The following is a 14184-nucleotide window of genomic DNA, read 5'->3' as shown; positions in this document are numbered from 1 at the left end:
CCGCTCTTGGTCCAGCCCGGATTCTGCGATAATGCCAGTCACTTTCGGCCACCCGGCCAGCTCCACTATTCATTCCCATTATGCAAAATACCCTGCTGCTCGTTGACGGCTCCAGCTACCTCTACCGCGCCTACCACGCGCTGCCCGACCTGCGCAGCCCCGACGGCTTCCCGACCGGGGCGATGCATGGCATGGTCAACATGCTGCGCCGCCTGCGCGCCGACTATCCGGCCGCCTACATTGCCTGCGTGTTCGATGCCAAAGGCAAGACCTTCCGCGACGACATGTACCCCGAGTACAAGGCGACCCGCGCGTCGATGCCGGAAGACCTGGGCAAGCAGATCGGTCCGATCCATGAGGCGGTGCGCCACCTGGGCTGGCCGATCCTGATGGTCGAGGGCGTGGAGGCGGACGACGTGATCGGCACGCTGGCCGTGCAGGCGGCCGCCAAGGGCATGAACACCATCGTCTCGACCGGCGACAAGGACCTGGCCCAACTGGTGAACGACAAGGTCACCCTGATCAACACGATGAGCAACGAAAAGCTGGACGAAGCCGGCGTGCTGGCCAAGTTCGGCGTGCCGCCGAACCGCATCATCGACTACCTGACCCTGATCGGCGACACCGTCGACAACGTGCCGGGCGTGAACAAGTGCGGCCCGAAGACGGCCCTGAAGTGGCTGACCCTGCACGGCTCGCTCGACGGCGTGATCGAGAACGCGCACAGCATTGGCGGCGCGGTCGGCGAGAACCTGCGCTCGGCGCTGGAGTGGCTGCCGAAGGGCCGCGAACTGATCACGGTGAAGACCGACTGCGACCTGGTCAACCACGTGGTGTCGATCGAGGAAAGCCTGGTCGGCCGTCCGGAAGACAAGGAAGCGCTGCGCGAGTTCTTCCAGCGCTACGGCTTCAAGACCATGCTGCGCGAGCTGTCGCAGGGTCCCGGCGTGGGCGCACCGGCGCTGAATTCCCCGGAAGGCGCGCAGGAGACGCTGCCTGGCATGCCCATCATCAAGGGCGAGTACGAACTGGTCACCACCTGGGAACAGCTTGATAAATGGCTGGCCCTGGCCGATGCGGCCGAGCTGACCTCGGTCGACACCGAAACCACGTCGCTGGATCCGATGACGGCGCAGATGGTCGGCATTTCGCTGTCGGTGGAAGCGGGCAAGGGCGCCTACATCCCGGTGGCCCACCGCTACGCCGGCGTGCCGGAGCAGTTGCCGCGCGAAGAGGTGCTGGAGCGCATGCGCGGGTGGCTGGAAAATCCGGACAAGCCCAAGCTCGGCCAGAACCTGAAGTACGACATGCACATCTTTAACAACCATGGCGTGACGCTGCGCGGCATCGTCCACGACACGCTGCTGCAGTCGTATGTCTTCGAATCGCACAAGCCGCACGACATGGACACGATGGCGATGCGCCACCTCGGCTACACCACGATTCCCTTTGTGGACGTGTGCGGCAAGGGCGCCAGCATGATCTGCTTCGACCAGGTGGAGCTCGAGCGCGCCAAGGAATACGCGGCCGAGGATTCCGACATCACCCTGCGCCTGCACCAGACCATGCTGCCGCACGTGCTGAAGGACCCCGGCCTGACCTACATCTACGAGAAGGTCGAGTTGCCGACCCAGATCGTGCTTCAAAAGATCGAACGCAACGGCGTGCTGATCGACACCGCCAAGCTCGATGCCCAGTCGCGCGAGATCGGCGCGCGCCTCATGGAACTGGAGGCGCAGGCCTATGAACTCGCCGGCGGCCAGTTCAACCTCGGCTCGCCCAAGCAGATCGGCGAGATCTTCTTCGGCAAGCTTCAGCTCCCGGTGATCAAGAAGACCGCCACCGGCGCGCCCTCGACCGACGAAGAGGTGCTGCAGAAGCTGGCCGAGGATTATCCGCTGCCGAAAGTGCTGCTCGAGCACCGCGGCCTGGCCAAGCTGAAGTCGACCTATACCGACAAGCTGCCGAAGATGGTCAATCCGAACACCGGCCGGGTGCACACCAACTACGCCCAGGCCGTGGCCATTACCGGCCGCCTGGCCTCGAATGATCCGAACCTGCAGAACATCCCCGTCCGTACCGCCGAAGGCCGCCGCATCCGCGAAGCCTTTGTTGCGCCGCCGGGCAGCGTGATCGTCTCGGCCGACTACTCGCAGATCGAGCTGCGCATCATGGCCCACATCTCGGGCGACGAGGCGATGCTGAAGGCCTTCGCGGAAGGCGAGGACATCCACCGCGCGACCGCCGCCGAGATCTTCGGCGTGGCGCCCGACGAGGTGCAGTCCGAGCAGCGCCGCTACGCCAAGGTCATCAACTTCGGCCTGATCTACGGCATGAGCGCTTTTGGCTTGGCCCAGAACCTGCAGATCGAACGCGCGGCGGCGGCCAACTACATCGACCGTTATTTTGCGCGCTTCTCGGGCGTGAAGCAGTACATGGACGAGACCCGCCTGGCCGCCAAGGCGCGCGGCTATGTCGAGACCGTGTTCGGCCGCCGCCTCTGGCTCCCCGAGATCAATTCCGGCAACGGCCCGCGCCGCGCCGGCGCCGAACGCGCGGCGATCAACGCGCCGATGCAGGGCACGGCGGCCGACCTGATCAAGCTGGCGATGATTGCGGTGCAGGGCTGGCTGGAAGCCGAGAAGCTGGGCACGCGCATGGTCATGCAGGTGCACGACGAACTGGTGCTCGAGGTGCCGGAAGGCGAACTGGAGCTGGTCAAGCAGAAGCTGCCGGAACTGATGGCGGGCGTGGCCCAGCTGAAGGTGCCGCTGGTGGCCGAGACCGGGGTGGGGCGCAACTGGGAGGAAGCCCACTAAGGCTAGCGCACCAGCGCTTCCTCGTACCAGGGGTCGCCCTGACGACCTCACTCCCGCGCGCCGGCATCCCCGCCGGCGCGCATTCGGCCTCATCCCGAACCTTCCCAGGTTTTTCGCCCCGGTTCTTCCTGCATCAACCCCACTCAGCAAAATTTATGCTGAACAGCAGGATGCGCGCGTCCCGAACTCGCTGCTAAGATAGCAAGCCTGTTCAACATGACCGGAGGGATGCACATGAAAGATCTCGTACAAGACGGCGACAGCCTGGTCGCCAGCACGGCGTTCGAAGACGGCGTCGATCGCCGCGTTTTCCTGAAAGCGGCAGTAGGCAGCGGTTTTGCGGCCGCCACCCTGCCGGTCATGGCGCAGTCCGTCGTCCAGACCGACACCGCCGGCCTGTCCGCGGGCGACCACATCATCGTCATCGACGGCCAGGACGTGCCCGTCTACCGCGCCCAGCCCGAGGGCAGGACCAACCTGCCGGTCATCCTCGTGATCTCCGAAATCTTCGGCGTGCACGAGCACATCAAGGATGTGGCGCGCCGTTTCGCCAAGGCCGGCTACCTGGCCATCGCTCCCGACCTGTTCGTGCGCCAGGGCGACGCCACCAAAGTGTCCAACATCGCCGACCTGATGAAGGACATCGTGGCCAAGACCCCGGACGCCCAGGTCATGTCCGACCTCGACACGGTCGTGCGCTGGGCCAAACAGCGCGGCGGCGATACCGCGCGTCTGGGTATCACCGGTTTCTGCTGGGGCGGCCGCATCACCTGGCTGTACAGCGCCCACAATCCGAACGTCAAGGCCGGCGTGGCCTGGTACGGCCGCCTCACGGGCGACACCACCGCGAACTCGCCGAAGCATCCGGTCGACATCGCGCAGAACCTGAAGGTGCCGGTGCTCGGCCTGTACGGCGCCAAGGACACCGGCATTCCGCTGGAGTCGGTGGAGCGCATGAAGCTTGAGCTGGGGAAGGGCAACAGCCGCTCCGAGTTCGTGGTCTACCCGAATTCGGGCCACGCCTTCCACGCGGACTACCGCCCGAGTTTCAACGAAGCCGATGCGAAGGACGGCTGGAAGCGCGCGCTGAACTGGTTCGCCAAGCACGGCGTGGCCTGAGCGCAAGCGTAGCTGCACGTTTGGGGGCCGGGAGGGGTACAATGCCCGGCTCGCCACGCAAAGCACGTCCAGAACAAGAGGCTTCAAATCGACCCGATCCTAATCTCCATCCTGCTGGCGACCATCGTCGCCGGCGTCGTCAGCATCTCGGCCGCGGCTTTATTCTCGTTCACGCTGCTTTCCAAAATGGTGGAGCGGCTGGTGAGCCTGTCCGTCGGCATCATGCTGTCGACCTCGCTGCTGCACGCGCTGCCCGAGGCCTTCGATTCCGGCGCCAGCCCGCACAAGCTGTTCGCGACCCTGCTGGCCGGCCTGCTGACCTTCTTCCTGCTCGAGAAAGTGGCGCTGCTGCGCCACTCGCACCACCACGAGGGTGACGGTCATCACCATGCGCACGGCCACGACAGGCACGCGGCGGGTAAATCGGGCTGGATGATCCTGATCGGCGACGGCATGCACAACTTCACCGACGGCATCCTGATCGCGGCCGCCTTCCTGGCCAACCCGGAACTGGGCATCGTCACCGCGCTGGCGATCGTCGCGCACGAGATCCCGACCGAGATCGGCGACTTCATCGTACTGCTCAACGCCGGCTTCTCGCGCCTGCGCGCCTACATCTTCAACCTGCTGTGCAGCCTGCTGGCCGTGGCGGGCGGCCTGCTCGGCTACTTCACCCTGGACCGCGCCAGCGGCCTGATTCCCTACGTGCTGGTGTTCGCCTCGTCCGGCTTCATCTACATCGCGGTCAGCGACCTGATGCCGCAGATGCAGCGCCGCGCGACGGTGAAGGAATCGATCCCGCAGGTGCTTCTCATTTCCCTTGGCGTTATCATCGTCCTGTTCCTGACCGGGCGCTGATTTGATCGGGCCCGGCCATATCGGCTGGGAACCTGTCATGAAAAGCTATCGCTGGACACCGGAAGACGGTGAGGGAATGGAGCACCTGGCGCTGCGCCAGGAAGGCGAGCTCGTTCTCGCGCAGGGCGCGGTGGTCGGCGGCCGCCATGGCGAAGACTACGGCGCCTTCTACAGCATCCGCTGCGACGCCGCCTGGCGCGTGCGCCATGCGCGCATCGAGGTGGCAGGGGGAGGGCGGCTGGAACTCTACGCCGATGGCGAAGGCCACTGGCAGGACAGCGAGGGAGCGCCGGTCGAGGCGCTCGATGGCTGCATCGACATCGACCTTACCGCGAGCTGTTTTACCAATACCCTGCCGATCCGGCGCATGCACGGCGTGCTCGACCTGCGGCAGGAGATCGACGTCGCGTGGGTGTGGATTCCGGAACTGAAGGTGGAGAAGGCGCGGCAGGCCTATACGCGGCTTGCCGCGGACAGCTACCGTTTCGAGAGCGTGGGGCGTGACTTCCAGGCGGACCTGCAGGTCGATGACGAGAGAGTGGTGCTTCAGTATCCCGGGCTGTTCAAGCGGGTTTTGTAGGGTGGACTCCCGAGTCCACGCTGTACAAGGTCTGATCGTTCGAAACCTGACCGGAGGCTTCGCGAAGCAGTTAGGTGTGCGAAGGCACGACCGCGTGGACACAGGTGTCCGCCCTACGAAGGCGAAACGACGATCAATCGGCGCCGATCGCCACCGGCCGCGACGGATCCGCGCTCCACTCGCTCCACGAGCCCGGATACAGCGCCGCCCCCGGCATGCCGGCCACTTCCAGCGCCAGCAGGTTGTGGCAAGCCGTCACACCCGAGCCGCACTGCATGATCGCGTCCTTCGGATCGCCAATCACGGCGCTGAATTCCTCGCGCAGCTGCTCGGGCGCCTTGAAACGTCCGTCACCCTGCAGGTTGTCCTTGAAGAAGCGGTTCTTCGCGCCCGGGATGTGGCCGCCGACCGGATCGACCGTCTCGTTCTCGCCGCGAAAACGATCCGACGCGCGTGCATCGACCACGGTGCGCTTCGCGCTCTCAATATTTTCCAGCACTTCGGCCACCGTCACCGTCGGCACGAAAGGCGCACGCGCCTCGATCGACCCGCGCGGCTTGGCGGGAACCTCGGTGACCACAGGCTGCCCGAGCGCCTGCCAGGCCGGCAGGCCGCCGTCGAGCACCGCGGAGGCCTCGTGGCCAATCCAGCGCAGCAGCCACCACAGGCGCGCCGCGTACATGCCGCCATGGGCGTCGTAGGCGACGACCTGGGTGCCGTCGTTCACGCCCCAGGAACGCAGGGTCTCGACCAGCGCCTCTTTTTCCGGCAGCGGATGGCGGCCGCGGAACACGCCGTCCGGTCCGCGCTTGGCGCCCGACAGTTCGGTTTCCATATCGGCGAATACCGCGCCCGGCAGGTGGCCGGCCGCATAGGCTTCGCGCCCGAAAGACAGGTTGACGAGGTCGTGCCGGCAGTCGACGACGACCCAGTTTGGGTTGTCGATATTGGCGGCGAGGTCGGCGGCGGAAATCAGGGTCGTGTACATGGCGTCCTCACAGTTCGCTGGCGATGGGGTCCGTTTTCTCGGTGACGGCGCCACGCGCCGTGCTCCTCGTATTGTAGAACGTCGCCGCGATGCCCGATGCCAGGATCACGCCGATACCCAGCCACACGTGCCAGTCGAAGCGGTCGCCCCACAGCATCAGGCCCCACAGGCTGGAGAAGACGATGCCGGTGTACTGCAGATTCGCCACCACCAGCACCTTGCCGACGCGGTAGGCGCGCGTCATCGCCATCTGCGCCATCAGGGCGGCAAAGCCGATCCCGAGCAGCAGCAGGCCGCCGTACAAGGTGTGGCCGTGGAAGGGGAAGCCGCTTTCCGCGCCGTCGCCGCCGATCACGCCCGCCATGCCGGCCAGCGCCGTGGTCAGCGAAAAATAGAAGACCACGCGGTACTCCGGCTCGCCCATCTGGCCGAGCTTTCGCACCTGCATGTAGGCCATGGCCGAGATCACCGACGAGCACAGGCCCGCCAGGCCGCCCAGCCACTGGTTCGATTCGATCGCCGGCTGCAGCACCAGGGTCACGCCGAAGAAGCTGGCGCCGACCGCCAGCACCAGCGGCCACTCGGCATGTTTCGTTTTCGTCCACCAGCCGAGCAGGAACATCCAGGCGGCGATCCAGATCGGCGCCATGTAGTTCAGGGTCATGGCGGTTGCCAGCGGCAGTTTCGAGATGGCGAAGAACCAGAGCCAGAGCGAGGTCACACCGACCGCGCTGCGCCACAGGTGGGCTTTCGGGAAGGGTGTGCGGAAGGTCCCGCCCTGCTGGCGCACGATGGCCAGCAGGATCACGGAGCCGATGAGGCCGCGGTAGAAGAGGAGTTCGGAGGTGGTGTAGAACTCGGAAGCCAGCTTCACGCCCGCGCCCATGGCGGCAAACGCGAAGCTGGCGAACAACATCCAGAGTGAAGGCATCAAATTCCTGGTTTGTTACAGCTCGATCTTGCTGCGGTACCACTCATGGAAGTGCTGCATGCCGTCTTCCATCGGCGACTGGTAGGGTCCCACTTCATTGACGCCGCGATCCAGCAAAATCTTGCGGCCGGCATCCATGCGCTGGGCGATCTCGTCGTCCTCGACGCAGGTTTCCATGTAGGCCGCGCGTTCGGCCTCGACCAGTTCGCGTTCGAACAGGGCAATCTCTTCCGGATAGTAGAACTCGACCACGTTGCGGGTCTTCTGCGGGCCCAGCGGGAACAGGGTCGAGACCACCAGCACGTTCGGATACCACTCGACCATGATGTTCGGGTAGAGCGTGAGCCAGATCGCGCCGTGCTTCGGCTCCTTGCCGCCGTTGAACTTCAGGACCGCTTCCTGCCACTTCTTGTAGGTGGGCGAGCCGGCCTTCTGCAGGCCGCGGTTCACGCCGACGGTCTGCACGCTGTAGTCGCGGCCGAATTCCCACTTCAGGTCGTCGCAGCTGACGAAGTTGCCCAGGCCGGGGTGGAAGGGCTCGACGTGGTAGTCCTCGAGGTAGACCTCGATGAAGGTCTTCCAGTTGTAGTCGCAGTCGTGGATCTCGACGTGGTCGAACAGGTAGCCCGAGAAGTCCAGGTCCTTCGTGACCGAGAGCCCCTTGAGCTTTTCCATCACGTTGTAGCCGTTCTGCTCGAACAGCAGGCCGTTCCAGCTTTGCAGCGGCGACTTCGACAGGTTCAGGCAGGGCGTTTCCGCGAAATGCGGCGCGCCGATCAGTTCGCCCTTCAGGTCGTAGGTCCAGCGGTGCAACGGACAGACGATGTTCTTGGCGTTGCCGCGGCCATTGAACATCAGCGCCTGGCGGTGACGGCAGACGTTGGAGAGCACCTCGATGCCGGTGGCATTGCGCACGAGCATGCGGCCTTCGTTTTCCGATGCCAGCGTGGCGAAGTCGCCCACTTCCGGCACCATCAGCTCATGGCCGACGTAGCGCGGGCCCTTCTGAAACAATTGCTGGATCTCACGCTGCAGCAGCGCATTGTCAAAGTAAACATTTACCGGAAGCTGAGCGCACGAGCGCGCCAGCTTGGCGTGGGTAGCCAGATCGGACATCCCAACCCCCCTTTTATAAAAGCACCGAGCCAAGGGCACCCCGAAAAACCCGCTTTTCGAGGACCCCAAAGAAGAGAAAGAATCCAAAGACCAGTATTTTGGATTTGGAAATACGGTATTTCGGACAGAACCGGAGATTATACCGTGGAACGAGCTCTACAGTCTCGGACCGGCGCGCGGCTGTGGCGCGCAGAGGCAAAGGAATTGCCGGAAAGGCATCGTTTTCATCGGTTTAAGGGTGCTTGCGCTAAAATGTGGTGCTTTTATCAAAGGGCCGTGAGTCGCCCTTCGCGAGGCTCAACACTTGCGTAGCCACCCCAAGGGTAAGGATTGTTCTAAAATACGCGATTAGACTCCCCCATGGCGCACAGGTTGCGACATTCTGCGGGGTCGCTGCCCCAACACAACAAGTAACTATGGCAAACAATTCAAACGCGCAGGCGACTGCGCCGGAATCCTTCGAGGCGGCAATGGCCGAACTAGCCCAGCTCGTCTCCCAGATGGAAGCCGGCCAGCTGCCGCTGGAAGCCTCGGTCGCCGCCTATGCGCGCGGTTCCGAGCTGGTAAAGTATTGCGCTGCCCAGCTCGACAAGGTGGAATCCCAGGTGAAAGTACTCGAAGGCGACATGCTCAAGCCCTTCAGCGTCGACGGCGCGGGCGAGGCAAGCCAATGAGCGCGCCCTTCGCCTGCTGGATGGGTGGCGTCCAGGCCGAAATCGAGGAAGCGCTGTCGAACTTCCTGCCGGCCGCCGGCAGCGAGCCGGCCAAGCTGCACGAGGCCATGCGCTACACGGCGCTGGGCGGCGGCAAGCGCGTGCGTCCGCTGCTGGTCTACGCCAGCGGCGCGCTGTTCGGCGCCGACCCGGCCGCGCTGGCGCGCGCTGCCTGCGCCCTGGAGATGATCCACGTCTATTCGCTGGTGCACGACGACATGCCCTGCATGGACGACGACGCCCTGCGCCGCGGCAAGCCGACCGTGCACGTCGCCTACGACGAAGCGACCGCGCTGCTGGTCGGCGACACCCTGCAGGCCCGCGCCTTCGAAGTGCTGGCCGGCGCCGATACCCTGCCGCCCGCGCGGCTGGTCGGCATGCTGCGCCTGCTGGCCGAAGCGGCTGGCTCCGCCGGCATGTGCGGCGGCCAGGCCATCGACCTCGACAGCGTGGGCCTGGCGCTCACCCTGGAACAGCTCGAGCGCATGCACCGGCTGAAGACCGGCGCACTGCTACGCGCCTCGGTCCTGCTCGGCGCGCTGTGCGGCAAGGACCTCGATGAGAAGGAACTCGCCGCCCTGGATGCCTACTCGAAGGCAGTAGGGCTGGCCTTCCAGGTCGTCGACGACGTGCTCGACGCGACCGCGGACTCGGCCACCCTCGGCAAGACCGCCGGCAAGGATGCCGCCGACAACAAGCCGACTTATGTGTCGATTCTCGGCCTGGAGCCCTCGAAGGCGCTGGCCGAACAATTGCGGCGCGACGCGCATGACGCGCTGGCGCCATTCGGAGAACAAGCACTGCGGCTGCGCGAACTCGCGGACCTGATCGTGCAGCGGAAGGCCTAAATGAACCTGTTAGAAACCATCAACGACCCGTCCGACCTGCGCAAGCTGCCGCGCACCCAGCTCACGCCGCTGGCGCACGAGCTGCGCCAGTTCCTGCTCGAGTCGGTCGCCAAGACGGGTGGACACCTGTCGTCGAACCTCGGCACCGTCGAGCTCACCATCGCGCTGCACTACGTGTTCGAGACCCCGCACGACCGCATCGTGTGGGATGTCGGCCACCAGACCTATTCGCACAAGATCCTGACCGGCCGCCGTGAACGCATGCCGACGCTGCGCCAGCTGAACGGCCTGTCGGGCTTCCCGAAGCGCGACGAAAGCATCTACGACACCTTCGGCACCGCCCATTCGTCGACCTCGATCTCGGCGGCCCTGGGCATGGCCGCGGCCGCGAAGCTGAAGGGCGAGAACCGCCACGCGATCGCCGTCATCGGCGACGGCTCGATGACCGCCGGCATGGCCTTCGAGGCCCTGAACAACGCCGGCGTCGAGGAAGACTGCAACCTGCTGGTGATCCTGAACGACAACGACATGTCGATCTCGCCGCCGGTCGGCGCGCTGAACCGCTACCTGGCCCGTTTGATGAGCGGCCAGTTCTACGCCGCGGCGAAGAACGTCGGCAAGACCGTGCTGCCGGCTCCGCTGCGCGAGCTGGCCAGCCGCCTGGAAGAGCACGCGAAGGGCATGGTGGTCCCGGCCACGATGTTCGAGGAATTCGGCTTCAACTACATCGGCCCGATCGACGGCCATGACCTCGATTCCCTGATCCCGACGCTGGAAAACATCAAGAAGCTCAAGGGCCCGCAGTTCCTGCACGTGGTGACCAAGAAGGGCCAGGGCTACAAGCTGGCCGAGGCCGAGCCCATCCTGTACCACGGCACCGGCAAGTTCAATCCAGCCGAGGGCATCAAACCCGCCAGCGCGCCGGCCAAGATCACCTATACCGAGGTGTTCGGCAACTGGCTGTGCGACATGGCCGCGATCGACAGCCGCCTGGTCGGCATCACGCCGGCGATGCGCGAGGGCTCGGGCATGGTGCGCTTCCACGCGCAGTACCCGGAGCGCTATTTCGACGTCGGCATCGCCGAGCAGCACTCGGTGACCTTCGGCGCGGGCCTGGCAACCGAAGGCATGAAGCCGGTGGTGGCGATTTATTCGACCTTCCTGCAGCGCGCCTACGACCAGCTGATCCACGACGTGGCCCTGCAGAACCTGGACGTGACCTTCGCGCTCGACCGCGCGGGCCTGGTCGGCGCCGATGGCGCGACCCACGCCGGCAACTACGACCTGTCCTACCTGCGCTGCATCCCGAACATGGTGGTGATGGCGCCGTCGGACGAGAACGAGTGCCGGCAGATGCTGACCACGGCCTACCACTACCCGGGCCCGGCCGCGGTGCGCTATCCGCGCGGCGCCGGCGTCGGCGCCGCGATCCAGGAAGAGCTGACCTCGATCGCGATCGGCAAGGGCGAGATCAAGCGCAAGGGCGAGAAGATCGCGATCCTGGCCTTCGGCTCGATGGTCACGCCGAGCCTGGGCGCGGCCGCCGAACTCGATGCCACGGTGGCCAACATGCGCTTCGTGAAGCCGCTCGACGTCGAGCTGGTCAAGCAGCTGGCGGCCGAACACGACTACCTGGTGACGGTGGAAGAGGGCGCCGTCATGGGCGGCGCCGGCGCGGCCGTGGCCGAAGCGATGGCGCAGGCGGGCATCGTCAAACCGCTGCTCATCCTCGGCCTGCCGGACAAGTTCATCGACCAGGGCGACCCGGCGGCACTGCTGGCGTCCGTCGGCCTGGATGCCAAAGGCATCGCCGCCTCGATCCGTGCGCGCTTCGGCGTGGCGGACGAACCGCGGCTGGTGGCGGTCAAGAACTGAGCAGATCAGGCTCGATGAAGAAGCGGCGCCCTGGGCGCCGCTTTTTTGTACACGGTGCGGTACGCATCGGTACGACAGCGTGGACACAGGTGCCTACGCCGGCCGCGTCCACCCTACAACCCGAAGTCACGGACTCAGGAAAGGGCGTAGGGTGGACACCTGTGTCCACGCTGTATGGAGCCTGTGCGTGCCGCGCGCTCCTTTCGGACTCCCTCTCCAGCTATCCCTGCCCAAACAACGCCTCCGCCCGCTGGAACAGGATCCAGGACGTGGCGATGTACTTGTCCCCGCTGACCGGCACATGCCCCTTGTGCGTGTGCGTGAACCCGGCCGGCGCAATGATCAGTCGTCCCTGGCGCGCCTCGATTCTGCGTCCCTGGTAGAGGAATTCGGTTTCGCCGCCTTCCTCCACGTCGTTCAGGTAGAACTGGAACAGCAGCACCCGGTGCAGGGTCTCGCAGCTCGCGTTCTGCGGATAGATCTCGGAATGCCAGTGGTGGTAGCCGCCGCTGCCGCGCAGGTACTTCTGCAGGTTGATGGGGCCGCAGCGGTAGAGCGCCTGCAGCAGGGCCTCGAGGCGCGAGGCGGCGAGTTCGTCGAAGTTCTCCAGCGTCAGCGGCGTCGGCGCGCCTGTTTCCGGGTGCGCCAGGGTCGGCGCCAGCGAGCCGGTGACCAGCGCCCGGTAGCGGTCGATGTAGTCACACAGGTGGCGCGCGACGGTGCGCGCCAGCAGCGCGTTGACGTCGTCCCACTCGCGGTGCTGGGCGATCGTCAGGTCGTAGCTGTCCTTCTTCTTCACATCCACGCCCTGGCCGGTGCGACCGCGCACCACCTTGTCGCTGGCGTCGAAGCGCGCGCGGATCGCGTCGCATTGCTGCGGCGTCAGCGCGCCGTCGTAGATGCCGATGAAGTCGTCCAAGCCAGTCCCTTTCCGTCGAGTCGGTATGCGCCCGCCAGTGTAACCCGGCGAGACCCTTGATAGACGCTAGCGCGAACGGGTGAACACCGCTTCCTGCCGCCAAAGGTGAGGGTGTTCATCGGTTATCTGCTCGAGACGCTGGGCGCCTGATGGCGTCCCGGATGCGGCCGGCTGCGGCATGCGCACGCATGAGCAGGATAGCGACACGCCGACTTCGATATAATTTTACTAATTTCTAAAATCATATCGACGAGGAAGCCATGAAGAATGTAGACGTGAAAGTGACCGTCGACGTACGCGTTGACCCGGCCGGCGTCGCCCTGTTCCTGACCTCGGTCGCCGCGGCCTGGTTCTTCCTGAAGAGGAACGTCAGGAGCCTGTCGTAGGCAAGGCTAGCTTCCTCAGCCCGGGCGCTGTTCCGGCACGTGGATCGAGCGCGCCAGCAGGTGCCCCGCCAGCCAGCCGCCGACCAGGCCGCCGATGTGGGCCGCGTTGTCGGTGTGCGGATAAATAAAACCCATCCACAGGCTGAACAGCAGGAAGGGCAGCAGCGAGGCGCGTAGTTCCTTCACCACCGTGGGCGGCACGCCGGTGTTCTCGCGGCCGAGGAAGGCCAGCAGGCCGCCGATGATGCCGAAGATCGCGCCCGAGGCGCCGACGCTGTTCACCTGCGGGTTCCACAGCACGCTGGCCAGGCTGCCGGCCAGGCCCGACAGCAGGTACAGGCCGGCGAAGCGCACGCTGCCGAAGATGCGTTCGGTCAGGCGCCCGACCTGCCACAGCGCCAGCATGTTGAAGCCCAGGTGCAGGATGCCGCCGTGCAGGAACATCGAGGTGAACAGGCGCCACCATTCGCCGCGCAGGGTGCGCCGGCCGAAGTTCGAGCCCCATTCCACCAGCTGCTGCGACTGCAGGATCGAGGCCGCGTTCGGGCGCATGTCGAACAGCTGGCGCAGCGGGCCCTCGAGGGCCGCCTGGTAGCGCTCGCGCGCCAGCCACATCAGGAAGAAGATGCCGATGTTTGCCGCCAGCAGGCCCCAGATCACCGGCGTGGACGGGCTCCAGTAATCGATCCGGTCGTGGAAGACCTCGTTCTCGGCATGCGCCTGGGCGAAGGCTGCGGTCTGGCGCCTGGGCAGCAGGGCGACGATCGCGTCGGCGGCGGCGGCATCGATCGCGCTGAAGCCGATCGTCAGGTCTTCCTTCACGCCGAGTACCTCGAACCAGACATCGCTGCCGCTGGCGTAGGCGTTGACGATGTCGACCATGCGCAGGCGCTGTTCCTGGCGCTGGGGCAGCCGGAACGAGCGGTGGCGGCTGCCGCGCAGGGTCAGGAAGTCGGCGCCGATCTCGATCGTGCCTTTGCCGCGGAACTGGAAGGGATTGGTCGGCCAGTTGGAACCGGCCATGTAGAAGCG

At 65.4% G+C, this 14184-nt stretch carries 13 protein-coding genes; 8 read left to right on the top strand and 5 right to left on the bottom strand.

Translation table 11 applies throughout. From position 1 onward, the window contains the following. The first annotated feature begins 80 nt into the window (after window positions 1-80). From polA to ACSUZJ_RS21175, 4 genes are all read left to right on the top strand, one after another. The gene (gene polA / locus ACSUZJ_RS21190) at window positions 81-2819 is read left to right on the top strand and encodes a DNA polymerase I (protein WP_499411487.1); all 2739 of its coding nucleotides are present in this window, start codon (window positions 81-83) and stop codon (window positions 2817-2819) included. Between the two features lie 234 nt (window positions 2820-3053). Continuing rightward, window positions 3054-3938 (top strand): dienelactone hydrolase family protein, encoded by an 885-nt coding sequence (locus ACSUZJ_RS21185; protein WP_499411486.1) that lies wholly within the window; start codon window positions 3054-3056, stop codon window positions 3936-3938. A gap of 186 nt (window positions 3939-4124) precedes the next feature. Beyond that, entirely contained in the window at window positions 4125-4796 is a 672-nt protein-coding gene (locus ACSUZJ_RS21180) for a ZIP family metal transporter (protein ID WP_499411485.1), read from the top strand. 37 nt (window positions 4797-4833) lie between these two features. Further along, a complete protein-coding gene (locus tag ACSUZJ_RS21175; RefSeq protein WP_499411483.1) occupies window positions 4834-5376 on the top strand; it encodes a putative glycolipid-binding domain-containing protein in 543 nt (180 codons plus the stop codon). A 133-nt stretch (window positions 5377-5509) separates the two neighbouring features. Here the strand turns inward: ACSUZJ_RS21175 and ACSUZJ_RS21170 are convergent, their stop codons facing one another. The 3 genes from ACSUZJ_RS21170 to ACSUZJ_RS21160 are packed head-to-tail and all read right to left on the bottom strand — an operon-like array spanning window position 5510 to window position 8411. After that, window positions 5510-6364 (bottom strand): sulfurtransferase, encoded by an 855-nt coding sequence (locus ACSUZJ_RS21170; RefSeq protein WP_499411481.1) that lies wholly within the window; start codon window positions 6362-6364, stop codon window positions 5510-5512. 7 nt (window positions 6365-6371) lie between these two features. Beyond that, a complete protein-coding gene (locus ACSUZJ_RS21165) occupies window positions 6372-7295 on the bottom strand; it encodes a DMT family transporter (protein WP_499411480.1) in 924 nt (307 codons plus the stop codon). A gap of 15 nt (window positions 7296-7310) precedes the next feature. Beyond that, window positions 7311-8411, bottom strand: a complete 1101-nt coding sequence (locus tag ACSUZJ_RS21160; protein WP_499411478.1) for an aromatic ring-hydroxylating oxygenase subunit alpha — start codon at window positions 8409-8411, stop codon at window positions 7311-7313. A gap of 416 nt (window positions 8412-8827) precedes the next feature. Between ACSUZJ_RS21160 and ACSUZJ_RS21155 the strand changes: the two genes are divergently transcribed. Genes ACSUZJ_RS21155 through dxs form a run of 3 tightly spaced genes read left to right on the top strand, consistent with a single transcriptional unit; the run spans window position 8828 to window position 11847 of the window. Further along, entirely contained in the window at window positions 8828-9085 is a 258-nt protein-coding gene (locus ACSUZJ_RS21155) for an exodeoxyribonuclease VII small subunit (RefSeq protein WP_499411476.1), read from the top strand. After that, on the top strand, window positions 9082-9972 hold the full coding sequence (locus ACSUZJ_RS21150) for a polyprenyl synthetase family protein (protein ID WP_499411475.1): 891 nt from the start codon (window positions 9082-9084) through the stop codon (window positions 9970-9972). Before ACSUZJ_RS21155 ends, ACSUZJ_RS21150 begins: the two co-directional genes overlap by 4 nt. Next, window positions 9973-11847 carry a 1-deoxy-D-xylulose-5-phosphate synthase gene (gene dxs / locus ACSUZJ_RS21145; RefSeq protein WP_499411473.1) on the top strand — a complete coding sequence of 625 codons (1875 nt, stop codon included), beginning with the start codon at window positions 9973-9975 and terminating at the stop codon, window positions 11845-11847. A 220-nt stretch (window positions 11848-12067) separates the two neighbouring features. Here dxs and ACSUZJ_RS21140 read toward each other — a convergent pair whose 3' ends face one another. Continuing rightward, on the bottom strand, window positions 12068-12766 hold the full coding sequence (locus ACSUZJ_RS21140; RefSeq protein ID WP_499411472.1) for a 2OG-Fe(II) oxygenase: 699 nt from the start codon (window positions 12764-12766) through the stop codon (window positions 12068-12070). 260 nt (window positions 12767-13026) lie between these two features. Between ACSUZJ_RS21140 and ACSUZJ_RS21135 the strand changes: the two genes are divergently transcribed. Then, complete coding sequence (locus ACSUZJ_RS21135; protein ID WP_499411470.1) at window positions 13027-13152, top strand: hypothetical protein; 126 nt, start codon at window positions 13027-13029, stop codon at window positions 13150-13152. Between the two features lie 15 nt (window positions 13153-13167). On the opposite strand, the gene ACSUZJ_RS21130 is transcribed toward ACSUZJ_RS21135, so the two are convergent. Next, complete coding sequence (locus ACSUZJ_RS21130) at window positions 13168-14175, bottom strand: rhomboid family intramembrane serine protease (RefSeq protein WP_499411468.1); 1008 nt, start codon at window positions 14173-14175, stop codon at window positions 13168-13170. Window positions 14176-14184 lie beyond the last annotated feature (9 nt).

The organism is Telluria sp. B2 (genome assembly GCF_051789535.1).
In the GTDB taxonomy this organism is placed as follows: Bacteria; Pseudomonadota; Gammaproteobacteria; order Burkholderiales; family Burkholderiaceae_D; genus Telluria.
Note: the sequence above shows the minus strand (reverse complement) of the source record. Positions and strands in the feature narration are given on the sequence as shown.